The sequence below is a fragment of the Microbacterium sp. NPDC056736 genome (assembly GCF_042790415.1).
Lineage (GTDB): Bacteria > Actinomycetota > Actinomycetes > Actinomycetales > Microbacteriaceae > Microbacterium.
Genome location: NZ_JBHTZE010000010.1, coordinates 44,324 through 68,759 on the forward strand (window position 1 = coordinate 44,324; position 24,436 = coordinate 68,759).

Sequence of the window (24,436 nt, forward strand, 5' to 3'; positions counted from 1 at the left end):
CCACCGTGGCGGGGGGGGGCCGCCCCACACCACCGTTGTGCCCTTCGGGGGGGGGGGGGGCGGGGGCCCGGCCCCCCCCCCCCGCGGCGGCGCAGCTCGACGACATTCGTCCTGGCGCCGCTCACCTTCATCGCCGTCTCGGTGGTGCTGTTCGCCCTGTTCTTCCTGTGGCCGGGAGCGCTCGGGCTCTGGTACTCGCTCACCGACTACACCGGTGTCGGAACCCCCGAGTTCATCGGCGTCGAGAACTACGTCGACCTCGCCCAGGACCCGGTGTTCTACAGCGTGCTCGGCCGCACCTTCCTGTACACCCTGCTGTCGGTCCCGCTGCACTACGTCGCGGCGCTCGGAATCGCGGTCCTCCTGACCAACAGCATGGCCAAGGGCAAGTCCACGGCCCGCATCATCTTCTTCCTGCCGTGGCTCATCTCGCCGATCGTCGCCGGTGTCATCTGGAAGTGGCTCTTCGGCGAGAACTTCGGTCTCGTGAACTATCTGATCGAGACGCTCGGCGGCCAGGGCCTGCGATGGGAGACCGACCCGACGCTCGCGCTCGTGCTCATCCTCATCGTGAGCACGTGGGGCGGCACGGCGTTCAACATGCTGCTGTTCATCGCCGCGATCCGCAACGTCCCGCAGTCGTACCTGGAGGCCGCGCAGCTGGACGGCGCCAACAGCTGGCAGCGCTTCTACCGCATCACCCTGCCGCTGCTGCGCCCGACCTCGTTCATGGTGATCCTCCTGACGACCATCGGGTCGATGAAGGAGTTCGCGATGGTCCAGGCGCTCAACGGCGGTGGACCGGGCACCTCGAACATGTTCATGGTCCAGTACATCTACCGCACCGGCTTCGAGCGTGCCGATGTGGGCTACGCCAGTGCCGCATCGATGGTCCTCATGGTGATCCTCATCGTCATCGCGGTCATCCAGATGCGCTTCGACAAGAGGAACGACCTCGCATGACTCTCCGACAAGAGGCGCGACCGCGCCGCCGCGGGCTCCGCTCGCTGCCGAGCACGCTGCTGCTGTGGCTGCTCGCGCTGGGCTTCATCATCCCCGTCGCCTGGTTCATCCTCAGCTCGTTCAAGCCCGGCTCGGAGCTCTTCAGCCTCCCGCTCCGGCTGTTCCCCGAAGACTGGACGATCAGCGGCTACACCACCGCGTGGAACCGGTTCAACTTCGCCCAGTACTTCCTCAACACCTCGATCGTGGCGGTCGTCACCACGGTGCTGACCGTGCTGGTGAGCGCCATGACCGGCTACGCGTTCGCGAAGTACAAGGCCTGGTGGCTGAAGTTCTTCTTCATCTGCGTCCTCGCGACCACCATGCTGCCGACCGAGGTCATCATGCCGAGCTCGTTCGCCGTGGTGCGCGACCTGGGCCTGTACAACACGCTCGCCGGCATCATCGTGCCGTCGATCATCACCGCGACGGGCATCTTCATGTTCCGTCAGTACTTCAAGACGATCCCCGACGAGCTGCTCGAGGCCGCCCGCATCGACGGTGTGTCGGAGTTCGGCGCGTTCTGGCGCATCATGCTCCCCCTCGCGAAGCCGATCGCCGTGGTGCTCGCGATCTTCTCGTTCCAGTGGCGGTGGAACGACTACATCTGGCCGCTGATCGTGCTGAGGGACCCGGACCGCTACACGCTCCAGGTCGCGCTGCGATCCATCGTCGGCGCCGACAACATCGACTGGTCGGTGCTCCTGTCGGCCTCGGTGATCTCGCTGGTCCCGATGGTGGTCCTCTTCGCCATCTTCCAGCGGCAGATCATGAACGCCGATGTGAACTCCGGTCTGAAGGACTGAGATGCCCGACAGATCCCCGTTCCTCGGCGCGCTCCGGAACGCCGTCGCCGAAGACGTGCGGCGGGCGCTCGCCGAGGGCGCGAGCCCCGCGGACAGGCACCGCCGGCTGATGGAGCGCGCCAAGCTCCTGGTCTGCGCCTATCTGTGGCCCGAGTCGGACGATCGGGGCGACCCGGCGCTGCTCGCCGGCGCGGAGGCGAACGTCCGCGCCCTGCGGGCGCTCCAGGGGCCCGGCGGCCTGTTCATCGGCGGCGACAACGTCGACTCTCCTCCGGACTCGTCCTTCACGGTCAACGACCTCTGCGACACCCTGCAGGTGATCGGCACCGTCGACGCCGCAGCGGGAGACGACCGCCTGGCCGCGCTCGCCGCCGAGCTGGACGCGGTCGCCGACGCCGTGGAACCGGCGCTCATCGCCGGCGGCGTCCACACGCCCAACCACCGGTGGGAGATCTCGGCGGCACTGGCGCGGCTGCACCGCCGCCGTCCCTCGGAGGCGCTGCGCCGCCGTGCGGAGGAATGGCTCGCCGAGGGCGTCGACATCACGGCCGACGGGGTCTACTCCGAGCGGAGCGCGAACTATGCCGCGTGGGTGTCCAACCCGTCGCTCACGGCCATCGCCGAGGTGTTCGGGCGGGAGGATGCGCACGCCGCCGTCGTGCGCAACCTCGAGAGCACGCTCGGGCTCATCCACCCGGACGGCACGGTCGAGACCGTGCACTCGCGCCGTCAGGACCAGCTCACCCGGTTCCCGCTCGGACCTTACCTGGTCGCCTACCGGCGGTACGCCGTCCAGCTGGGACGCGGTGACTTCGCGTGGGCCGCGGAGCGCGCCCTGCGCGACGGCGTCGTCCACGCGCCGTCCACGCTGGCCGAGCTCCTGCTCGAGCCCGCCCTCGGCGACGAGCTGCCCGAGGCGACCGCGCCATCCGCGCAGGGCACTTGGGCGCAGTCCCGCCTCGTGATCGACGACAACGCGCAGCGCCGCCTCGTGGTGTTCGGCGGGTCGGACTACCCGCGCTTCCGGCGCGTCCGCTCGGGCCTGTCGACGAACCCCACGTTCCTCCGCCTGTTCGCCGGCGAAGCGGTCCTGGACTCCGTGCGCCTCTCGCGCGACTTCTTCGGACTCGGTCCGTTCCGCGCCGACGGTCTCGCGACCGATCGCGACGACGGCGGACCGAGCCACCGGCTGACGGAGACCGTCGCGGCGCACTACTACCAGCCCATGCCCGCCGACCTCCGCTCGCCGTCCGGCGAGTACGAGCTGACCGACGACGGCAGGTTCTACGGCTCGATGGCGTTCGCGCAGCGCGGCCGTGACGAGGTGGCGCTGCGGACCTCGGTCGACGTGCAGCCGACGGATGACGGCGCGATCCTCACCCTCTCCGTCGACGGACCCGACAGTCCCTGGGCGCTCGAGCTCGCCTTCCGTGAGGGCGGGCGGTTCGAGGGCGAGGGCGCGACGCCGCAGGAGAACGGGAGCCACCTGCTCACGCACGGCGCCTGCGTCTACCGGGTCGGCGAGGACGCGATCGCCGTCGAGGCGGGGGACGCGTACCGCTCGGCCGGCCCAGGCACGTACCACCCGGGCGAGGACTACGCGTTCCTCGGCGCGACCGACGCCGCTGACGGCTCGCGCCTGTATCTCACCGGACGATCACCCGCACGCCTCGTGTTCAGCCTCCGCGCCGAGCGAGCCGTCCGATGGGTGCGGTGACCGTGGACGCGCTCGAATTCGACACCCTCCGCGCCCTGCGCGCCGAACGGCCGCACGCCGTCCAGGAGGCGCTCGCGACGCGCCGCCGCCGCGACATCGTGCGCGGGGACGGGCGTCTCTTCATCGTCGCGGCCGACCACCCCGCACGCGGGGCGCTGTCGGTGGGCGACCGCGACCACGCGATGGCGAGCCGGTATCTGCTGCTCCAGCGGCTCGCTGTGGCCCTCAGCCACCCGGGTGTGGACGGTGTGCTGGGCACGCCCGACATCATCGACGATCTCGCCGTCCTGGGCCTGCTCGACGACAAGGTCGTGGTCGGCTCGATGAACCGCGGCGGGCTGCGCGGGTCGGCCTTCGAGATGGACGACCGCTTCACGGGGTACGACGTGCCCGCGATGGTGCGCTCGGGCGTCGACTTCGCCAAGGTGCTGCTGCGCGTGAACCTCGCCGACCCGGCCACCGCGTCGACGCTCGAGTCCGCCGCCCACGCGGTGAGCGCCGCGGCGGAGGCCCGGATGCCGATCATGCTCGAGCCCTTCATGAGCCGCTGGGTCGACGGTCGCATCGGCAACGACCTCACCGCGGACGCCGTCGTGCTGTCCCTCGCGATCGCCGCCGGCCTCGGGGTCAGCAGCGCCTACACATGGATGAAGCTGCCCGTCGTGCCCGACATGGAACGGGTGATGGAGGCGACCACCCTGCCGACGCTGCTGCTCGGGGGCGACTCGGGCAGCGATCCGGACGAGACCTTCTCATCATGGGAGGATGCTCTCGCGCTTCCCGGCGTCCGCGGGCTCACCGCCGGCCGGGCCCTGCTCTACCCGCCGGACGGCGATGTGGCCGCCGCCGTCGACGCGGCCGCCCGCCTGGTCCACACCGATCTCTGACCGAGGAGAACCCATGCGCACGTTCGAGGAGACCCGATGAAGGCGGAGGTCGCCGGCGCCCCGGTGAGCTTCGGCGTCTTCGAGATGACGCCGGACGGCGCGGCCACCGTGTCCGCCGACGACCTGCTCGAGGTGCTGGCCGATGCCGGGTACCGCGGCGTCGACCTGGGCCCCGTGGGGTACCTCGGCCGCGGCGCGGAGCTTCGCGCGCGGCTCGCCCGCTTCGAGCTGGAGCTGGCGGGCGGATGGGTGCAGCTGCCGTTCTCGGATGACGAGGCCTTCGAGGCATCCCTCCCCGTTCTGACCGACGCGCTTCGCGTCTTCTCCGACGCGGCGCAGGCGGGCCCCGGGAGGCTGCCGCTGCCGACGCTCGCTGACGACGGCTCCGTGGCGCGCCGCGCCCACCCCGGCCGCGGAGCGGCCGCGGACCCGCTCGCTCCCGAGGCATGGGATCGCCTCTTCGCGAACACCGAGCGCGCGGCGGCGCTCGTGCGCGCCGCCGGCTTCGAGCCGACCTTCCATCACCACGCCGGCACCTTCGTGGAGTCGCCCGATGAGATCGACCGGTTCCTCGCGAACGTCGACGTCGACCTCACCCTTGACACCGGTCATCTGCTCATCGCCGACGGCGACCCGGCGGAGGCCGTCTCGCGCTGGGGCGATCGCATCAACCACCTGCATCTGAAGGACGTCGACCGCGCCGAGCTGCGGCGGGTGCTGGCGGCCGGCGGCGGCATGGCCGAGGTCTGGTCGTCGGGGGCGTTCACCGCGTTCGGCCGCGGGGACCTCGATCTCGCGCGCGTGATGGATGCCATGGACGAACGCGGCTTCGACGGCTGGGTGGTCGTCGAACAGGACGTGCTGAACGCCCCCGATGTCGCGATCGACACCTTCCGTGCCGCGCGCGGCGACGACCAGCGGGTGAACCGCGCTGCGCTCACGCGCTGGGTCTGACCCACGCTGCCGCCTCTTCTCCGACACAGACAAGGAATCCGCCGTGCCCCACGCCCCTCTCCGCTTCGGTCTCATCGGCACCGGCCGCATCGGCCAGGTGCACGCCGAGAACATCGCCGCGAACCCGGACACCGCCCTCGCCTGGGTCGCCGACCCGTTCGTCGACGGGGCGCGTCGCGTCGCCGACCGCTTCGGGGGACGGGCGACGGCCGACACGGACGAGGTCTTCACCGCGGGCGACGTGGACGCCGTCCTCATCGCCTCGCCCACCCCGACGCACGTCGACCTCATCGAGAGGGCGGTGGATGCCGGCATCCCGGTGCTGTGCGAGAAGCCGATCGATCTCGACATCGCGCGCGTCGACAGGCTGCGCCCGAAGGTCGCGGCGGCCGGCATCCCCGTGGCTCTCGGCTTCAACCGGCGCTTCGACCCCGCGTTCGCGGAAGTCCGCGCGCGAGTCGCCGCCGGCGAGATCGGCGCCCTGGAGCAGCTCACCATCATCAGTCGCGACCCGTCCGCGCCGCCGGCGGACTACATCGCCGTCTCGGGTGGCATCTTCCGCGACATGACGATCCACGACTTCGACATGGCGCGCAGCTTCCTGCCCGACATCGTCGAGGTCAGCGCGGTCGGCTCGCGCACGTTCGACGACGGCGCGAGCGAGCACGGCGACTTCGACACGGCGGTGGTGACGCTGCGCGCGGCGTCGGGGGCGCTCGTCACGATCGTCAACTCGCGGCACAGCGCCGTCGGCTACGACCAGCGCCTCGAGGCGTTCGGCGGGAACGGGACCCTGCAGGTCGCGAACCGCTCGACGAGCCTCGTGAGCCTCTCCACCGGCGACGGCGTGGAGACCCGGGCACCGTACGAGGACTTCTTCCTCCAGCGCTACGCCGAGGCCTACGCCGCCGAGCTGGGGGAGTTCGTCCGCCTCGCCCGCGGCGAGACCGCGTCGAGCCCGACCTTCGAGGACGGACGCGCTGCGCTGATCCTCGCCGACGCCGCGCAGCGCTCGGCGACCGAGCGGGTCGCCGTCGAGGTCAGCCTGGCCTGACCAGGCCCTCCCACAGACGAACAGACGGATGCCGCGGCTCGATGAGCCGCGGCATCCGTCGTCCTGCTGTCGGTCAGCCGAGGATCGCGTCGGCCTCTGCGAAGAACTGGGTCACCGCGTCGTCGACCGAGAGGGCGCCCAGGCCGATGGACTTGCCGAGGTCCCAGAAGGTCTGCTCCAGCGAGCCGTAGCCGACGACCGGGACCGGCGGGGCGTCGCCGATGCGGTCGGCGGCGGACTCGATGTAGTCGGCGACCTGCTTGTCGGCGCCCTCGAGGGTCGTGCCCTCGAGCTTCGACGACGAGGCGGGGAAGCCGAGCGTCGTGCCGAAGATCTCGCCGGCCTCGGGGCTGTTCACGACGAAGTCGAGGAACAGCGCGGCGGCTTCGGGGTGCTCGGTGTTCTGCGCGATCGCGACCTGGAGGCCCGCCTGACGGTACAGGTCCTTCGAGCCCTCCTCCGCGGTCGGCGGGGCGACGATCGAGATCGATGAGGCGCCCGAGTCGGCGAGGTACCCGCCGAGGAAGTTGCTCCAGCTCATCTCGCTCGCCGTCACGGCCGCGCCGAATCCGGACTTGGGGGAGAGCTCCTCGAGCGTCTGCTGCGGCACGGTGACGCCGTCGCGGATGTCGGCGCCCGACTCCCAGAAGTCGCGCAGCTCGTCCTCGGTGAAGCCGAGCTCGCCGTCCTCGGTGTACAGGTTGCCGCCGTCGGCGCGGAGCACGAGTTCGAACACCTGGATGCGCTGCGTGTAATCGGTGCCGCCGTACACGGTGCCGCCGGTCGCCTCGGTGACCGAGGCCATCCACTCGTCGAAGTCGGCGAAGCTGCCGCCGGCCTCGGGCGCCTCGACGCCCGCCTGTGCGACGAGGTCGTCGTTGATGAAGTTCGCCCACAGGCTGTAGCCCGTCGGCAGCGAGTACTGCGTTCCGTCGAGGGCGCCGGTGCCGAGCAGCGACTCGTCGAACGTGGTCGTGTCGACGTAGTCCGCGACCTCGGCGAGGTCGAGGAGGTTGCCGGACTCGGCGTACTGGCGCAGGTAGCTGTCGGAGAACTGGAACACGTCGGGCAGTCCGCCGCCGGCGGCCTCGGTCTGCCGCTTCTCCCAGAAGCTGGGGAAGTCGGTGAACGAGGTGTTGATCGTGATGTTCGGGTACTCCTCGTTGAACGCCGCGATCAGGTCGTTGTAGCGGGTCGCGCGGTCGTCGTTGCCCCAGAACGCGAAGTCGATGGTGACCTTCTCGTCGGGGTCGAACGCCGCCGCGTCATCGGAGGTGTCGCCGGAGCATCCGGCGAGGACGAGCGCCGCGGTCGCCGTGAGGGCGGCCGCTGCGAGGAGGCGAGGTGCGGGCATGGGTATGTCTCCAGTGGGTGCGGTTGGGCGAGGGTCGGGGGGCCGCCGCTCAGCGGGCGGCGGACAGTTCTGCGGCGGGGGCGGACGCCGGCGCGCCGGGCGAGGCGGGCACGAGGAGGAAGGCGACACCCTGCGCATCGAGGACGACGCGGTGGACGGCCGCGCCGGTCTCGGCATCCGTTCCCGCCACGTCGACCGTCACGGCGGTCTCGCCATGGTTGATGAGCGTGACGAGGTCGCCACGGCGGGCCGCCTCGACGTCCGCGGGGAGCCCGTCGACGACGGGGCGGACACCGGATGCCTCGACCACGGCCGCGACGACGGCGTCGATGCCGTCGGGGTCGGGCTGCGTCGCGACGTACCACGCCTCGCCCGCGCCGAGGCGGTGACGGGTCAGCGCGGGGGAGCCGGCCTGCGGGCCGGATGCGAAGGTTCCGACCACGGAGGCGCCCGTGGCGTGCACGGCCTCCGCCACCAGGCGCCCCGTCTGCGACGAGCCGCCGAGCGTGAACGACACGGCTCCGCCGGCGGCAGCCGAGCGTGCGGCGTGGAGCGCCTCGACGTTCAGGGCGCCGACGCCGTTGGCGCTCGCGGCGGCACCGGCGAGCGCGCCGAAATCCTCGAAGCGCAGGCCGAGCACCGGGCCGAGCTGGGTGAGGAAGCCGCCGTCGCGGAACTGATCGTGCGCGTCGACGATGTCGCTGAACGGTCCCGTGAGCAGGGTGCCGCCGTCCTCGACGAAGCGGGTGATCGCCGCGGCGCCCTCGTCGCGCAGGAGGTAGAGCGCCGGTGCGACGACGAGGTCGTAGGAGCGGTCCACCTCCTCGGGCCCGACGATGTCGACCTGGATGCCGCGGGAGTGGAAGGCGCCGTACCACTCGAGGGTCAGCGCGAGGTAGTCGATCTCGGTCGGGTGGTCGCGCTCCTCGACCGCCCACCAGTTCTCCCAGTCGAAGACGAGCGCCACCTGGGCGTCGCGGACGGGGGCGGGAAGCTCAGGCAGTGCGGCCAGGCGCGCACCCAGCGCCGTGACCGCGTCCCACGTGCGGGTCCCGGTGCCGGCGTGCGGGAGCATCGCCGAGTGGAACTTCTCGCTGCCCGCGCGGGACTGCCGCCACTGGAAGAACATGATGCCGTCCGCGCCGCGCGCGATGGACTGGGCCGACTCGGCGACCAGGGCGCCGCGACGCTTGCCGGGATTGGCGGGACGCCAGTTCACGGCATCCGTCGCCTGCTCCCACAGCAGCCACGGCACGCCCGGCTTCAGCGAACGGATGAGGTCGCGCTGGAATGCGGCGTCGCGCACGCGATGCGGGTTCGCCGGATCGGGGTAGCAGTCGTCGGCGATGACGTCCATGTGCGGCGCCCACTTGCGGTAGTCGGCGGGCTTGAACGGCCCCATGAAGTTCGTCGTGATCGGCTGCGTCGCGCCCGCGGCGAGCAGGATCTCGCGCTCCATGAGGTAGCACTCCAGCAGCATGTCGCTCGTGAAGCGGCGCCAGTCGAGCATCGACGACGGGTTGTGGCTGTACGGCGCCAGCCGGGGCGGGAACACCTCGTCGAACGAGCCGTAGCGCTGCGACCAGAAGCTCGTGCCCCATGCCTCGTTGAGCGCCTCGATCGTGGAGTACCGCTTCGCGAGCCAGGCGCGGTACGCGTCGCGCGCGGCATCCGAGAAGTCCATCCAGAGGTGGCAGCCGAACTCGTTGCCGACGTGCCACATGACGACCGCCGGGTGATCGACGTAGCGCTCCGCCAGGCGGCGCACCAGCTCGCCGGCGAGACCGCGGTACGTCGGCGAGGACGGCGCGAAGTGCTGGCGGCTGCCCGGCCAGTACGAGGCGCCCGACTCGTCGGCGGGGAGCGTCTCGGGGTAGGTCGCGCTCACCCACGGCGGCGGGGACGCGGTCGCGGTGGCGAGGTTGACCTGGATGCCGCCGGCGTGGAGCTTGTCGATGACGGTGTCGAGCCACTCGAAGTCCCAGACGTCCTCGGCGGGCTGGATGCGCGACCACGCGAAGATGCCGAGGCTGACGATGTTGACGCCGGCCTCCTGCATGAGGCGGACGTCCTCGTCCCACACCTCCTCGGGCCACTGGTCGGGGTTGTAGTCGGCGCCGTAGAGCACGTCGAGCAGCTCCTTGTTCGAAGGTTGCGGTGGGGGAGGGGTCGGGATCAGCCGCGGCGGCCGCGGCGCGCGGGGACGGCGACCACGGCGAACGCGGCGCAGCCGAGCCCGGCGATGAGGAGGGGAGCGAGCATCCACGTGACGACCGCGACGAGGACGGCCGCGGCCGCGAGGTAGACGGTGGCGACGGGGTCACCGGTGACGGCCGAGGGGATGCCGCGGACGGCGCCGCGCCAGCCCCGCTCGGGCGTCCACGCACCGGCCGCGACGAGGAGGGCGGTCGCGCCGACGACGAGACCCGCCCAGCCGACGACCGCGACAGCCGGGCCGCCGGGCAGCGCACCGGAGTTCGCGAGATCGATGTCGAGCGTCAGCACGACGGCGAGGAGCGCTCCGATCACGCCGACCACGACCCCGCCCGGGAGAGCGGCGCGCCAGTCCTGCCAGAACGTCCGCACGTGCGACTGCTCGGCGTTCACGTACCGGCGGAGGTGACGGATGCCGGCGGCCAGGGCGGCCGGCAGCGTGATCACGAGCAGCCCGCCGGCGGTGACGAGCAGGCCCGTCAGCAGCACCTCGCCGAAGAGGGCGAACGCCCCCTTCGCGCCGGGGAAGCGGGCGGGCTCGCGCTCTTCGAGCGTCGGCCCGCTTCCCGTCGCATCGGCGCGACGCGCGGCGCGGAGTTCTCGGCGGTCCATGAGGGGTGCCCTATCCCTTGAGGCCCTGGGTGGCGACGCCGTCCACGAGGAAGCGCTGGAACACCAGGAAGAAGAGGAGCACGGGGATCAGCGCGATGAACGAGGCGGTGACGGTGGCACCGTAGTCGCTGACGGACGTCTGGTCGTTGTAGAGGCGCAGTGCGATCGGCAGCGGGTAGTTCTCGGGGCTGGTCAGGTACAGCAGCGGTCCGAGGAAGTCGTTCCACGACCAGATGAACGCGAAGATCGAGCAGGTGATCAGGGCGGGCTTGATCAGCGGCAGGATGATCGACCAGAAGATGCGGACGTGGCCGGCGCCGTCGATGCGGGCCGCTTCGTCCATGTCGCGCGGCATCTGGCGGATGAACTGCACCAGCAGGAACACGAAGAACGCCTCGGTGGCGAGGAACTTCGGCAGCAGCAGCGGCCAGAAGGTGTCGATCATGTCGAGCCGGTTGAAGATGATGTACTGCGGGATGATCACGACGTGGAACGGCAGCAGGAGCGTGCCGATCATCGCCGCGAACAGGATGCCGAGGCCCTTGAACTGGATGCGGGCGAACGCGTAGGCGGCCAGCGACGACGAGAGCAGTACGCCGATGACCGAGCCGACGGCGATGATGAGGGAGTTCAGGTAGAACCGCCACATCGGAACGCCCGCGATGCCCTCGAGCACCTTGACGTAGTTGTCGATGGTCGGGTTGTTCGGGATGAGGCCCATGTTCGAGCCGAACTCGCTGTTGGGCTTGAAGGTGGAGAACAGCAGCCACACCAGCGGGTAGAGCACGACCGCGGTGACGACGAGGAGCACGACGAACCAGATCACCGTCTGCCACGTCTTGGTCTTGATCTTGCGGCGTGGGGCGGAGCTGGACTTCTGGTCGGGGTCGACCTGGTTCTCGGTGAGCAGGAGCGCGTTCTCGCCGAACGAGGATGTCGTGGTCATCGGTTGTCTCCGGCGTAGTGGACCCAGCTTCGCTGAGTGCGGAAGAGGATGAAGGCGATGATGGCGACGACGATCAGCAGCACCCACGCGATGGCGGCGGCGTAGCCCATCTGGCCGTCGGAGAAGCCGCGCTTGTACAGGTACAGCGTGATGAAGTTCGTCATGCCGGCGGGGCCGCCGGTGCCGTTGGAGATGATGTAGGCCGACGCGAAGACCTGGAACGCGCCGATCAGGCCGAGCAGCAGGTTGAAGAAGATGACCGGCGACAGCATCGGCAGGGTGACCGCGCGGAACCGGTGCCAGGCGCCGGCGCCGTCCATCTCGGCCGCCTCGTACAGCTCCTTGGGGATCTGCTTGAGACCGGCGAGGAAGATCACCATGGTCGCGCCGAACTGCCACACCGCGAGGAGGATCATCGCGGGCAGCACGAGCGCGGGATTGCCGATCCAGCCGCCCAGGTCGATGCCGATGGCCGACAGGCCGTTGTCGACCGGGCCGTCGGAGGCGAACATCGCCCGCCACACGATGGCGACCGAGACCGATCCGCCGATCAGCGAGGGGGCGTAGAACGCCGAGCGGAAGAAGCCGGCGCCCCTGTCGCGGTAGTTGAGGAGCATCGCCACGCCCAGCGCCGCGGCCAGGGTGATCGGGGTGCCCACGAGCACGTAGATGAGGGTGATCTGCGCGGACTGCACGAACGCCGGGTCGGACGTGAACATCCGGACGTAGTTGTCCAAGCCGATCCAGCGCGGCGGGGAGAAGATGTTGTACGCCGTGAACGACAGGTACAGCGAGTACGCCATCGGGATGAGCGTGAGGCCGAAGAAGCCCACCAGCCACGGGACCAGGAAGCCGTAGCCGGCGACCGTCTCCTTCACGGCACGCTGTCGCATGCCCGGACGGTTGACATGCTCGGGCCTGCTCCGGCGGAACAGGGACCGGCGCGAAGGCTTCTCACCGGTCACGATGACTCTGGTCGCTGTGGTGCTCACGTGGACTCTCCGATACGGATTCGGGTGGTGTTCCGGGCCCGGGCGCATCGTACGCCCGGACCCGGAAGCTGTCACTGGTTGAGGACGACGTCCATCTCGGCGAAGAACTGCGAGACCGCGTCATCGACCGTGATCGTGCCGTAGTTCAGCTCCTCCCCGAGCTGGCGGAACTTCTCCTCGAGGGTGCCGTAGCCGACGATCGGCACCGGCGGGGCGTCGCCGAGGCGGTCGGCGATCGAGGCCTCGTAGTCCTTGACCTGCTGGCTCAGCGGGTCGAGCTCGGCAGCCTCCAGCGCGGTCTCCGAGGCCGGCAGGCCGCGGTTGGTGCCGAAGATCTCACCCGACTGCGGCGAGTTGACCAGGAAGTTCACGAGCGTCGCCGCAGCCTCCGGGTGCTCGGTGTTGGCCGAGATCGTGTGGAGCATCGAGGGCTTGAGGTACAGGTCCTTGGCGCCCTCCTCCGTGACCGGGGGAGCGATGAGGCCGAGCTCGGTGTAGGACTCGCCGAGGCCCGCGAGGTAGCCGGCGCCGAAGTTGTCCCACGTGAGCTCGCTCGCCGTCAGCGCGCTGTCGAAGGCGCCCTTCGGGGCGACCTCCGCCACGCGCTGCTGCGGGATGCCGATGCCGTCGCGGATGTCCTGTCCGGACTCCCAGAACTCGGCGAGGCGCTCCTCGTCGAAGCCGGGCGTGCCGTCCTCGTTGAAGAGGTTCTCGCCCTCTGCGCGCAGCTGCACCTCGAAGTTCTGGATGCGGCCGGTGAAGTCGCTGCCACCCCAGAACGCACCGCCCGAAGCGTCGGTGACCTCACCCATCCACTCGGTGTAGTCCTCCCACGTGCCGCCCTCGAACTGGTCGACGCCGGCCTGCTCGAGCAGGACCGGGTTGGTGAACAGGCCCCACGCGTTGGTGGAGGTGGCGATGCCGTAGGTCGTGTCGTTCACGACGCCGATGTCGAGGATGTTCTGGGGGATCGGGTCGGTCTCGATGATGTTGCCGAGGTACGGCTCGAGGTCGAGCAGCAGCCCGTTCTCGGAGTACTGGCGCAGGTACGAGTAGTCGAACTGCATGACGTCGGGCAGGTTGCCGCCCGCAGCCTCGGTCTGACGCTTCTCCCAGAACTCCGGGAAGCCCAGGAACGTCGAGTTCACCGTGATGTTCGGGTATTCCTCGTTGAACGCCTCGATCGCCTCGTTGTAGAGCCCGGCGCGAACGTCGTTGCCCCAGAAGGCGAGGTCGAGCGTGACCTCTTCGTTCGGGTCGAAGGTGGGGTCGGCTTCGGGGCTGTCCTCGCTGCCGCCGGCGCAGCCGGCGAGCACCAGGGCTGCGCCGGCCGCGATCGCGGTGACGGCGAATGCCCGCTTCTTGCTGAACATCCTTGTCCTCTCTTGAACGTCTGCGTTCGTGTTCGCCGCGAGACGTTCGTCGTCTGGTGTGCGGTGTGGCGCGTCCCTCGGTGCGGAAAATGCGGTGCTGGAAAGCGCTTGCCCGCTACGGTACCCGAGCCAAAAACGTTTCGCAAGACATGAACGCGAGAAATTTAAACGATTCAGTAACGGCGTGCCGCTCTCCGCGCACCGGAACTGTGCCCGGTCACAGTCCAGGTTGCGGACGGCGGCGGGTATGCCGGCCCGGCTCGCGTCAGCGCTCGGCGATCAGCTCGCCGTCCACCACGCGGAGGCGGGCGACGTGGATCGCGCTGCGGCGATGCGTGCGCTCGTCGGCGTCGGCGAGCTCGCTGCCGTCCCACCACGGGTGGGTGAAGAAGTACAGTCGCGCCTCACCGTCCGTGACCACGACAGACCCGTGGCGCCCGATCTGCACGCCGTCGGCCGCAGCGCCGCTGTCACCGAGGATGACGGCATCCGCCCCACCCTGTCGTGTCCACGACTCGGCGTCGTCGCTGCGGTAGACCGCCATGCCGCGCCACTCGTCGGTGAGCATCCACCACCAGTCCCCGAGCTCGAAGACGTACGGGCCCTCGTGCGGGCGCCCGCCGATCGCGGTGCCGGCGCGATGCCACGTCTCGAGGTCGTCCGAGACCGCGACGGCCGTCGTCGAGTCGGCGGCCTCGTCCTTGCACCAGAGCCGCCACCGTCCGTCCGGGCAGCGGGCGACGGCGGCGTCGATGACCCGGTCGCTCGCGAGGGGCACGACGCCGCGCCTGGTCCACGTGCGCAGGTCGTCCGAGACGTATTCGACGATGTGGCGCTCGTGGCCCTCCCACCGCGTCGGGATGCCGTCGATCCGGGTCAGGTACATGCGCCAGCGCGTGCCGTCGTGCACCACCTCGGGCGCCCAGTGCGTCTCGGAGACCACGAGCGGAGGCGTGCCGGCCCGGAGGACGAGCGCGTCCTCGCTCGGCTCGAGCGTGCCGGCGTAGCGCCAGCGCAGGCCGTCGTCGCTGTGGGCGACGCCGATCCGGCTGCCGTGCACCCACGCCACCCCGGGTCCGGGGTCATGATGCGTCGCCCGCCGCTGCGTGTAGAACAGCCACCACTGGCCGTCGCCGTCGCGGACGACGGTCGGGTCGGTGGCGCCGTCGTACACCGGATCCCGGTACAGCTGGCGGGGCGCGGGCGCTCCGGGGTCGATCGACGGGGGCGTGGTCGTCATCGCTCCGGGCGCAGGTCGATCACGGTGCTCGCGAAGCTGCGGCGGTGCGTCGGGTGGGCCGCCAGGTCCGCCGGAGTGATGACCGCGCCGTCGGCGTCCGCCGACGCGTACATCGCCGCCACCAGCTCGAACGTCCGCGCGGGCGCGTCGGCCGTCGAGGGCAGCGGTGCGCCGGACCGCAGCGCGTCGAACACGTCGCGCAGCAGGAACTCGTGGTCGCTGCGCTCCTCGGGCCCGGTGAGCTCCCACGCCGCAGCCTCGGCGGGGTCGATGTGGGCCGCCGGCGTGATCCGCCAGTTCTCGTGGCCGTGGCCGTACAGGTGATCGACGGTGATCGTGGCCTTCTCGGTGTCGATGCGGATCGAGCTGACCTCGCGCGGCGAGAGCGTGCTCGAGACGACCTGCGCGACGACGCCGCCCTGGAAGACGACGGTCGCCGTCGAGACGTCCTCGGTCTGCGTCTCGCGGTCCAGCCGCCACATACGGCCCTCGACCCGCTCCCAGTCCCCGAGCAGGTACGACAGCAGATCGAGCTGGTGGATGCCGTGCCCCAGGGTCGTGCCGCCGCCCTCGGTCTCCCACTTCCCGCGCCACGGCACCGCGAAGTAGGCGGCGTCCCGGTACCAGAGGGTCTGGCACTGGGCGAGCAGCGGACGCCCGAGCGCGCCGGAGTCGAGGAGCCGCTTCACGTGAGCGGCGGCCGTGCCGGTGCGCTGCTGGAAGACGACCGCGAGCTCGCGGCCGGCGGCGGAGGCGGCATCCGTCATCTGTTCCAGCTCGTCCAGCGACGGCGCCGGGGGCTTCTCCACGACGACGTGCGCGCCGGCGGCGAAGGCGGCGATCGCCTGCGACGTGTGCGCGACCGGGGGCGTGCAGATGTGGACGACGTCGGGCTTCGCGTCCGCGAGGAGCACGTCGAGGTCGTCGTAGACCGCGGGCCCGCCGTACTGCTGCGCGAACGCCTCGGCCGACGCCCGCGAGAGGTCGGTGACGGCGACGAGCTCGGCGTTCGGGTAGGCCGCGATCGCTCGGATGTGCGAGTGCGCGATGGCTCCGGTGCCCACGATGGCGCAGCGAAGGGTGTCGGTCACGGTGGCTCCTCGGGATCGAGCGGATGCCGCAGCCGCCGGCATCCCGTCCCCTCCAGGGTAGGCGTTCGGGGCGGAAAGCGCTATCCCATCCCCGCGCCGCCGCCGTTGCGCCGATCCGGAATTCGGACTTCCGCACGTTTTCCGGACCGCCGCCGGCGCGTCGCTCCGGAAAGGCGCCCGGTCTCCGAATTCCGGATCGCGCCCGCCGGAGGGGACACGCCGCGCCCGCTCAGCGCTGGAGGCCGGCCTGGGTCGCGTGCAGATGGGCGTAGCGGCCCCCGGCGGCGACGAGGTCGTCGTGGCTGCCGATCTCGACCACCTCGCCGTGCTCGAGCACGACGATGCGGTCGGCCTGGCGGATCGTCGACAGGCGGTGCGCGACGACGAGTGTCGTGCGCCCCCGCATGAGACGGTTGAGCGCCTCCTTGACGAGCTCCTCGGACTCGGGGTCGAGCGCCGACGTCGCCTCGTCGAGGAGCAGGATCCGCGGATCGCGCACGAGCGCCCTGGCGATGGCGAGCCGCTGCCGCTGTCCTCCCGAGAGGCGGGCGCCGCGCTCGCCCACGACGGTGTCCCAGCCGTCGGGCAGCGCGTCGACGAACTCGGCGGCGTTGGCGTCGCGCAGCGCCGCGCGCAGCCGCTCGTCCGACACGTCGTCGAGGCCGTAGGCGATGTTCTCGCGGATGCTGCCCTCGAAGAGCACCGACTCCTGCGGCACCACCGACACCGCGCGCCGGACGGTGCGCAGGTCGAGGTCCTGCATGTCGTCGCCGTCCAGCAGGAGGCGCCCGGAGGTCGGGCGCACGAAACCGAGGACGAGGTTGAGCATCGTGGACTTGCCCGAGCCGGACGAGCCGACGAAGGCCACCGTCTCCCCGGGCCGGATGTCGAGCGACACGTCGTGGACGGCATCCCGGTCGGCGCCGTCGTAGCGGTGCGAGACGTGCTTCAGCTCGAGGTGCCCGTCCACCGTCGCGACCGGGCGCTTGCCCTCGTTCTGCTCGAGGTCCGGCTCCTGGAGCACCTCCGAGATCGAGCGCATGGACTCCATGCCGCGCGCGCCGACGGGGATCAGCATCAGCAGCGACGTGAGGCCCTGGGTCAGCAGCGTGAAGTAGGTCGACAGCAGCACGACCTCGCCGGGCGTGATGGGGAGGATCCCGGTGAGGGCGAAGATGGCGGCGGCGACGAGGCATCCGAGTCCGAGCAGCTGCATCGCGACCCACGAGATCGAGGCCACGTGGCCGTTGAGCATGTCGAGGTGCAGCCCCGCGCGGCGCACCCCGTCCGCGCCCGCCTGGACGCGCGAGACGGCGGTGCGCTCGAGCCCGTGCGCCCGCGTCACCGGGATGAGGGATGCCATCTCTCCGACGCGGGCGGCGAAGCCCTCGACCTCGCGCCGGAACACCTCGTTGCGGGCGCGGGAACGGCGGCTGAGGGCCCACCGCAGGCCGAGCGCGATGGGGACCGCGAGTGCGTAGACGGGCAGGAACTGCGGCACCGCGATCGCGGTCATGGCGACCGCGCCGATCAGCACCATGGTCGCCGACAGCAGCGGGTGGGTGACCTGCTGCAGCATGAGCTCGACGTTCTCGACGTCGCGCACGACCTTGGTCTGCACGATCGAGGAGCTCACGCGCGTGTGGTAGCCGATCGAGAGGCTCTGCAGTCGCGCGGCGAGGGCGTTGCGCAGGTCGGCCCCGGTGTCGCGCACGACGGTCATGAAGTTGCGCGTGTACGCGATGTGCATCGGGTAGTTCTGGATCAGCAGCACCCCCGCCACGACGAACCAGATGAGCACCGTCGACACGTCGCCGCCCGTCGCCACGAGGTCGATGATCCGCGCCGTCACCACCGGGAGGAACCACAGTGGGATCTCTTTGCACGCGAAGGCGAGGATGGCGAGCGTCATCCGCCCGGGCCGACGGGCGAGCAGGCGCAGGACGGAGCGGCCGGGCTTGGGATGCTGGGCGATCGCGATGACGCGGATGGTCCCGGTAAACGCTTTCTGCGCCATGATGACATGGTAGACGGATGCCGCCCCCGCGGGTCCGGAGACGACGAAGAGCGGGGCGCACGGCGCATCGCGGCCTTCGTCGCACGCTCGCTCCGCGCGATCGAGAGGCGCGACGGCGACGAGCCCGCCCGGGGTTCGCAGCTCGTCAGCTGAGCGGTGCCGCTACCGCGCGGTGGACGCCCGCACGATCAGCTCCGGCTGGTAGACCACATCGGTGAGGTCGAGACCGGCGGTTCCCGAGATCCGCGCGAGCAGCATCTCGGCGGCGGTCCGGCCCATCTCGCGCGCCGGCTGGCGCACCGACGTGAGCGGCACCGCCGCGATGGCCGCGAACTCGATGTCGTCGTAGCCGACGACGGCGACGTCCTCGGGCACGCGCACGCCTCCCGCGATGAGACCGTGCACCAGTCCGATCGCGAGGTGGTCGTTGGAGGCGACCAGGCCGTCGGGCCGTTCGGCCGGGGGGCGTGCGGCCAGCTGCTCGCCGAAGGCGAGCCCTCGCGCGGACGTCGTGCGCTCGGTCCAGATCGGCTCGATGGTCGCCCCCGGGCAGGCCGCCACGGCCTGCCGCGCGCCCTCGAGCCGCTCGCGCACCTGCCGCACGGCCTGACGGGCGCCGACGAAGGCGAGCCGGCGTCGTCCCGTCGCGAGGAGGTGCTCCGCGGCGAGCCGACCGCCGGCGACATCGTCGAAAGAGACAGACGGGAGCTCGCCGGCGTCGTCGACGGCGTCGACGAGGACGACGGGGATGCCGCGCCCGCGCAGCCGGTCGAGCCACGGTGCGAGCGGGCCGAACGGGCTCACCAGCGCACCCTCGACCTGGACGCGCTCGAACAGCTCGAGGTGGTCCCGCTCCTTCGCGATGTCGTCGGAGCTGTTGCCGACGAGGACGCGCAGGCCTGCGGCGGATGCCGCGTCCTCGGCGCCGGCGACCATGTCGGCGAAGAAGGGATTGGCGATGTTGATGACCGTCATGCCGAGCAGGCCGGAGCGTCCGGCGCGCAGCGCCTGCGCCGCCTGCAGTGGAACGTACCCCAGCTGATCGGCCGCGGACCGGACGCGGGCGACGAGCCGCTCGCTCACCATGTGCGGCCGGTTGAGCGCGTTGGAGACCGTGCTGATCGAGACGCCGGCGCGCTCCGCGACATCGCGGATGCCCACTCGCTTCATCTCGGTCGTCCCGTCCTGCTCCCTGTCGCGGACGTGGATCCCGCCTGCGCGCTCGGTCCGACTATGGTAGGCGCTTTCCGACGCACGCCGCCGCTGCGCCCCCGGCGACGATCGTTACCCCCGCGTTACGAGAAGACATTTGACGAACCGAACACGTCCCGCCTACTCTTCAATCGAAGCGGTTCGAAATCGAAGCGGTTCGACTGTTTACCACGGATCCCGCCCCCGCCCGGGGCACCCTCGTACACGAAGGAGTGACATGGAAGCGCGGCATGCTCACCCGACGGCATCCGACCCGGACGCCCTTCTCCGAGTCACGGTCCGATGACCACGCAGGCTCAGGCGCAGACGGTCTTCCAGGAGGCGGCCGTCCACAACCTCGAGAAGAACACCCGCAAGCGCCGCGGCCCGCGGATCCGCCCGGCCGGCAGCAGGACGTCGTTCAAGCTCTTCCTCTGCATCGTGCCGTTCCTGGTGCTGGCGTTCCTGTTCTCCTACCTCCCGCTGTACGGCTGGATCTACTCGCTCTACGACTACAAGCCCGCGCTCGGCCTCGAGGGCAGCGAGTTCGTCGGCCTGCAGTGGTTCCAGATGCTCGTCAGCTCGCCGACCCAGATGGCGCAGATCGGACAGGTGCTGATGAACACCCTCGCGATCAGCTTCCTGGGGATCGCGACATCCGTCCTCCCGCTCTTCTTCGCGATCCTCCTCAACGAGGTGAAGGCGCCGTGGTTCCGCAACTCGGTGCAGACGCTCACGGCGCTCCCCAACTTCATCTCGTGGGTGCTCGTGTACATGATCGCGTTCTCGCTGTTCTCGAGCTCGGGTCTCGTCAACGACGTGCTGATCGACGCGGGGCTCGTCACGGCCCCGGTCAAGTTCCTCGACACCGACGAGAACGTCTGGCTCACCATGACGCTCTGGAGCATCTGGAAGGGGCTGGGCTGGGGCGCGATCATCTACCTCGCCGCGATCGCCGGCATCGACCAGTCGCTGTACGAGTCGGCGCGCATCGACGGGGCCGGGCGCTTCCAGCTGATGCGCCACATCACCATCCCGCAGCTGATGCCGACGTACCTGGTGCTGCTGCTGCTGTCGATCGCGAACATCCTCAACAACGGCATGGAGCAGTACTACGTGTTCCAGAACGCGTTCAACAAGGAGTGGATCCAGGTGCTCGACCTGTACGTCTACAACATCGGCATGACGGGCAACAGCCTGTCGCTGGCCACCGCGATCGGCATGCTGAAGAGCCTCATCTCGGTCGCGCTGCTGCTCACCGTCAACGCGGTCTCCAAGCGTGTCCGCGGCGAATCGATCGTCTGAGGGCCGGGCCATGACCACGACGATGACCAAGACGCTCACGACCGCCCACCGGGGCGACAGCTCGGCCCGGTACCGGCCGTCGGCCGGAGACATCCTGTTCCGGTTCCTGAACTACGTGCTGTTCGCGGTGTTCGCCCTGATCTGCGCGTACCCGTTCTACTACCTGATCATCAACTCCGTCAGCGCCAACGACGTCTCGGCGCTCGGCGATGTGCGACTGTGGCCGGTCGACTTCCACCTGTCGAACTACGGGCAGGTGTTCCAGCTGCCCGGCCTGCCGATGGCGACGGTCGTCTCCATCGGCCGCACGGTGATCGGGACGGTCCTGACCGTCCTCGCCTCGGCGTTCCTGGGCTTCATGTTCACGCAGACGCGCATGTGGGGCCGCAAGTTCTGGTACCGCTTCCTCATCATCACGATGTACTTCAGCGCGGGCCTGATCCCGGTGTTCATCATCATGAAGTCGCTCGGGCTCACGAACAACTTCTGGGTCTACGTCCTGCCGTTCGTCGTCCAGCCGTTCAACGTGATCCTCGCCAAGACGTACGTCGAGTCGATGCCGAAGGAGCTCCAGGAGGCGGCGGAGGTCGACGGCGCCAACATCCTCCAGGTGTTCTTCCGCGTGTACCTGCCCAACATGACGCCGATCCTCGCGACGATCGCGATCTTCAGCGCCGTGATGCAGTGGAACAGCTTCCAGGACACCCTCATCTACATCACCGACCAGAGCCTGTACACGCTGCAGTACCTGCTCTACATGTTCATCAACCAGGCGTCGAGCCTGGCCCAGGCGGCACAGGACGCCGGCGGCAATCTCGGGCAGATCGCGGGCGCGGCGACGACGCAGACGCCGACGTCGATCCGCATGACGGTCTCCGTGCTCGTCGTGCTGCCCATCATCTTCATCTACCCCCTGTTCCAGCGCTTCTTCGTGAAGGGCATCATGCTGGGCGCCGTCAAGGGTTGACGGCGGCCACGCACCACCGAGAAAGGAAAGCAATGAAGCTGAGGAAGAAGGTGTCCCTCGCACTCGTGGCGCTGCTCGCCGCGGGATCGCTGGCATCGTGCAGCGCGGGGGGAGGTGACGAACAGGGCGCGATCGACGAGTTCCCCGAGAAGTGGGACGAGCAGATCACGATCGACGTCTTCGACGGCCTCGCCAACTACATGGGCGTGCAGCAGGGCTGGTTCGCCAAGATCGTCGAAGACAAGTTCAACATGAAGCTGAACATCATCGCCCCCAACGTGGCCGGCGGCGGTGACACGCTCTACAACACCCGCGTCGCCGCGGGCGAGCTGGGCGACCTCATCATCGTCAACAAGGGCGAGCAGCTCGACGAGCTCGTGCAGGGCGGCCTTGTGCTCGACGCCGCCGACTACTACCCGGCGATGGAGAGCGTGTCGAAGTTCGACAAGGCCGTCGAGCACCTCAACGACGGCAAGGACGGCGTCTTCGCCTTCCCGTCGTCGGTGTCGTCGCTGAAGCCGACCGAGCCGTCGGAGGGTCTCAACCCGACGTTCGGCCCCTTCGTGCGGTGGGACTACTACAAGGAGCTCGGCTACCCCGACATCGGCACGCTCGAGGACCTGTTGCCGGTGCTCGCCGACATGCAGGCCGCGCACCCGACCACCGACAACGGCCAGCCCGTCTACGGCTTCTCGCTGTTCAAGGACTGGGACGGCAACATGATGGTCACCGCGAAGCAGCCCGCCTGCTTCTACGGCTACGACGAGATCGGCTTCGTGCTGGCCAAGGCCGACGGCTCGGACTACCAGGGCATCCTGGATCCGGACGGCGAGTACATGCGCAGCCTGAAGCTCTACTTCGACGCCAACCAGCTCGGACTCGTCGACCCGGAGTCGACGACGCAGAACTACGACACCCTGTTCTCGAAGTTCCAGAACGGCCAGGTGCTCTTCTCGTGGTGGCCGTGGCTCGGCCAGTCGGCGTTCAACACCGAGGAGAACATGGCCGCGGGCAAGGGCTTCCAGATGGTGCCCATGGAGGACCAGGAGATCTTCTCCTACGGCGCCGAGGCGTACGGCGGCAAGCCGATCTTCGCGATCGGCTCCAAGGCCGAGGACCCGGAGCGGATCGCCGCGTTCATCGACTGGCTGTACTCGGCCGAGGGCGCCTACGCCAACAACGCGCAGACGGGCGCCTCGGCGGGGCCGCAGGGTCTCACGTGGGACGTCAACGACGCCGGCGAGCCGGAGCTCACCGACTTCGGCAAGCAGGTCTTCCTCGAGGGCGGCGGGACCGTCCCCGAGGAGTGGGGCGGCGGCGACTACGCCGACGGCGTCTCGGCCCTCAACATCAGCGCCGTGCTGCCGATCGAGGTCGACACCGAGACGGGCTTCCCGTACAGCTACACCTTCTGGCCCACCTATCAGGCGGCGATCGCGAACCCGCTGACCGAGGACTGGTCGGCCAAGATGGGCGGCGCGACCTCGACGATGGAGTACCTGCAGACCAACGACCAGGTGCTCGTGGCCCCCGGCGCCAGCTACGCGCCGCCGGCGGACAGCTCCGAGATCGAGACGCTGCGCAACCAGGTCAAGGAGATCGTCAAGCAGTTCTCGTGGCAGATGGTCTTCGCCGACAGCGAGGCGAAGTTCGAGTCGCTGCGCGACGAGCTGATCGAGACCGCGAACGGTCTCGGCTACGAGAAGGTGCTCGAGTTCGACATGGAGAACGCCAAGGCGCAGGACGACGCCCGCGTCGCCGTGACGGAGGAGTTCGCCGGCTGACACAGGCCGGCAGGCGAGGGGCTCGGGATGCTGCGGCATTCCGGGCCCTTCTGCCGTCCCACCCCGCGCCGGGGCGTCGACCGCGTCCCGTCGTCACCCCGCGTTCCGTCGCCCTGAGGCGGCCGATACACCGCGTTCGCGACGAGACACGACGCCGCGCGCTGGTGTGTCGTCGCATCTGCGGTGTTTGCCCACATACTCGGGACCCGGCGTCCGACCGCGGGGACGACGAGGCGTGCGTCGCCGCGCCGGGGAGGGGAGGGGAGGGGGGACGGATGCCGTGGGGCCGAGGCATCCGTCGACGCGGACGCCGCGGCGATCAGGCCTCGTGGCGGGCGAAGACGCTGCGGAAGAGGAACGCCGTGGCGTACGCGCCGACGGAGAAGCCGATCGTGAGCACGAGGAAGCCCACCGGCGGGAAGAGGATCGTGAGGGCGACGGCGGTCACCGGGATGATGAGCAGGCCCAGGGTGCGCACCGGCTCGGCGGCGGGGAGGAGCAGCGCGTTGCGGAGGGTCTGGCGCACGGTGTTGCGGAAGTACGCGACCTGGGCCATGGCGTACAGGAACGCCGCGAACAGGTACACAGCGCCGATGATCGCGAGCACGCCCGCCACACCGGCGAACAGCGCGGGATGGGCGAACCAGAACACGCTCGAGAATCCCAGCAGTGCGGCCGGCGCGAGCAGGCACAGCATGAGGACGCTCGCCCGCCCGAAGTTCGCCCGGAATGCCGGGAGGTAGTCCTTGAGCGGCCGGCCGCTCTCGTCGTCGGAGTACCGGATCGTGACCTCGAACAGGGCGCTCGTGGCGGCCCCGATCGTCACGACCGGCAGGCACAGCACGATGTAGAGCAGGTTCAGCGCGACGAACGTGAGGAAGGTCGAGAAGCCGTTCAGGGCGCGGCTGTCGGGGTCGATTCGCATCCGTG

The 24,436-nt window shown here is 69.9% G+C and carries 20 protein-coding genes; 9 read left to right on the top strand and 11 right to left on the bottom strand.

Going from position 1 to position 24,436, the window contains the following annotated elements; genetic code table 11:
* The first annotated feature begins 141 nt into the window (after window positions 1–141).
* Genes ACFRAL_RS16530 through iolG form a run of 6 tightly spaced genes read left to right on the top strand, consistent with a single transcriptional unit; the run spans window position 142 to window position 6,420 of the window.
* On the top strand, window positions 142–963 hold the full coding sequence (locus ACFRAL_RS16530) for a sugar ABC transporter permease (RefSeq protein ID WP_336406415.1): 822 nt from the start codon (window positions 142–144) through the stop codon (window positions 961–963).
* A complete protein-coding gene (locus tag ACFRAL_RS16535) occupies window positions 960–1,808 on the top strand; it encodes a carbohydrate ABC transporter permease (RefSeq protein ID WP_336394550.1) in 849 nt (282 codons plus the stop codon). Before ACFRAL_RS16530 ends, ACFRAL_RS16535 begins: the two co-directional genes overlap by 4 nt.
* Window position 1,809: 1 nt before the next feature.
* Window positions 1,810–3,525: a hypothetical protein gene (locus ACFRAL_RS16540; protein WP_378885010.1), complete on the top strand. Its 1,716-nt coding sequence runs from the start codon at window positions 1,810–1,812 to the stop codon at window positions 3,523–3,525.
* Window positions 3,513–4,412, top strand: coding sequence for a deoxyribose-phosphate aldolase (locus tag ACFRAL_RS16545; protein WP_378885012.1), 900 nt, complete (start codon window positions 3,513–3,515; stop codon window positions 4,410–4,412). Before ACFRAL_RS16540 ends, ACFRAL_RS16545 begins: the two co-directional genes overlap by 13 nt.
* Before the next feature lie 36 nt (window positions 4,413–4,448).
* Window positions 4,449–5,366 carry a sugar phosphate isomerase/epimerase family protein gene (locus ACFRAL_RS16550; protein WP_378885015.1) on the top strand — a complete coding sequence of 306 codons (918 nt, stop codon included), beginning with the start codon at window positions 4,449–4,451 and terminating at the stop codon, window positions 5,364–5,366.
* Window positions 5,367–5,409: 43 nt separating this feature from the next.
* The gene (gene iolG / locus ACFRAL_RS16555) at window positions 5,410–6,420 is read left to right on the top strand and encodes an inositol 2-dehydrogenase (RefSeq protein ID WP_378885018.1); all 1,011 of its coding nucleotides are present in this window, start codon (window positions 5,410–5,412) and stop codon (window positions 6,418–6,420) included.
* A gap of 73 nt (window positions 6,421–6,493) precedes the next feature.
* Here the strand turns inward: iolG and ACFRAL_RS16560 are convergent, their stop codons facing one another.
* The 10 genes from ACFRAL_RS16560 to ACFRAL_RS16605 all read right to left on the bottom strand — a co-directional run bounded on the left by ACFRAL_RS16560 (window position 6,494) and on the right by ACFRAL_RS16605 (window position 19,429).
* Window positions 6,494–7,774, bottom strand: a complete 1,281-nt coding sequence (locus ACFRAL_RS16560; RefSeq protein ID WP_378885021.1) for an ABC transporter substrate-binding protein — start codon at window positions 7,772–7,774, stop codon at window positions 6,494–6,496.
* 49 nt (window positions 7,775–7,823) lie between these two features.
* Window positions 7,824–9,902: a beta-galactosidase gene (locus ACFRAL_RS16565; RefSeq protein ID WP_378885023.1), complete on the bottom strand. Its 2,079-nt coding sequence runs from the start codon at window positions 9,900–9,902 to the stop codon at window positions 7,824–7,826.
* 47 nt (window positions 9,903–9,949) lie between these two features.
* The gene (locus ACFRAL_RS16570; protein ID WP_378885026.1) at window positions 9,950–10,600 is read right to left on the bottom strand and encodes a DUF624 domain-containing protein; all 651 of its coding nucleotides are present in this window, start codon (window positions 10,598–10,600) and stop codon (window positions 9,950–9,952) included.
* A gap of 10 nt (window positions 10,601–10,610) precedes the next feature.
* A complete protein-coding gene (locus ACFRAL_RS16575) occupies window positions 10,611–11,546 on the bottom strand; it encodes a carbohydrate ABC transporter permease (RefSeq protein WP_378885029.1) in 936 nt (311 codons plus the stop codon).
* Window positions 11,543–12,439, bottom strand: a complete 897-nt coding sequence (locus ACFRAL_RS16580; protein WP_336394559.1) for a sugar ABC transporter permease — start codon at window positions 12,437–12,439, stop codon at window positions 11,543–11,545. Before ACFRAL_RS16580 ends, ACFRAL_RS16575 begins: the two co-directional genes overlap by 4 nt.
* Before the next feature lie 170 nt (window positions 12,440–12,609).
* A complete protein-coding gene (locus ACFRAL_RS16585) occupies window positions 12,610–13,911 on the bottom strand; it encodes an ABC transporter substrate-binding protein (RefSeq protein WP_378885032.1) in 1,302 nt (433 codons plus the stop codon).
* 265 nt (window positions 13,912–14,176) lie between these two features.
* On the bottom strand, window positions 14,177–15,151 hold the full coding sequence (locus ACFRAL_RS16590) for a family 43 glycosylhydrolase (RefSeq protein WP_378885035.1): 975 nt from the start codon (window positions 15,149–15,151) through the stop codon (window positions 14,177–14,179).
* Window positions 15,148–16,242, bottom strand: coding sequence for a Gfo/Idh/MocA family protein (locus ACFRAL_RS16595; RefSeq protein WP_378885038.1), 1,095 nt, complete (start codon window positions 16,240–16,242; stop codon window positions 15,148–15,150). The genes ACFRAL_RS16590 and ACFRAL_RS16595 overlap by 4 nt, the downstream gene beginning before the upstream one ends.
* Window positions 16,243–16,471: 229 nt before the next feature.
* Window positions 16,472–18,259, bottom strand: a complete 1,788-nt coding sequence (locus ACFRAL_RS16600) for an ABC transporter ATP-binding protein (protein WP_378885041.1) — start codon at window positions 18,257–18,259, stop codon at window positions 16,472–16,474.
* A gap of 162 nt (window positions 18,260–18,421) precedes the next feature.
* Window positions 18,422–19,429 (bottom strand): LacI family DNA-binding transcriptional regulator, encoded by a 1,008-nt coding sequence (locus ACFRAL_RS16605; RefSeq protein WP_378885044.1) that lies wholly within the window; start codon window positions 19,427–19,429, stop codon window positions 18,422–18,424.
* Window positions 19,430–19,753: 324 nt separating this feature from the next.
* Here ACFRAL_RS16605 and ACFRAL_RS16610 point away from each other — a divergent pair, with 324 nt between their 5' ends.
* Genes ACFRAL_RS16610 through ACFRAL_RS16620 form a run of 3 tightly spaced genes read left to right on the top strand, consistent with a single transcriptional unit; the run spans window position 19,754 to window position 23,506 of the window.
* On the top strand, window positions 19,754–20,755 hold the full coding sequence (locus tag ACFRAL_RS16610) for an ABC transporter permease (protein ID WP_378885047.1): 1,002 nt from the start codon (window positions 19,754–19,756) through the stop codon (window positions 20,753–20,755).
* A 10-nt stretch (window positions 20,756–20,765) separates the two neighbouring features.
* Entirely contained in the window at window positions 20,766–21,722 is a 957-nt protein-coding gene (locus ACFRAL_RS16615) for a carbohydrate ABC transporter permease (RefSeq protein ID WP_378885049.1), read from the top strand.
* Between the two features lie 32 nt (window positions 21,723–21,754).
* A complete protein-coding gene (locus ACFRAL_RS16620) occupies window positions 21,755–23,506 on the top strand; it encodes an ABC transporter substrate-binding protein (RefSeq protein WP_378885052.1) in 1,752 nt (583 codons plus the stop codon).
* A gap of 319 nt (window positions 23,507–23,825) precedes the next feature.
* On the opposite strand, the gene ACFRAL_RS16625 is transcribed toward ACFRAL_RS16620, so the two are convergent.
* Entirely contained in the window at window positions 23,826–24,431 is a 606-nt protein-coding gene (locus ACFRAL_RS16625; RefSeq protein WP_336394568.1) for a DUF624 domain-containing protein, read from the bottom strand.
* Window positions 24,432–24,436 lie beyond the last annotated feature (5 nt).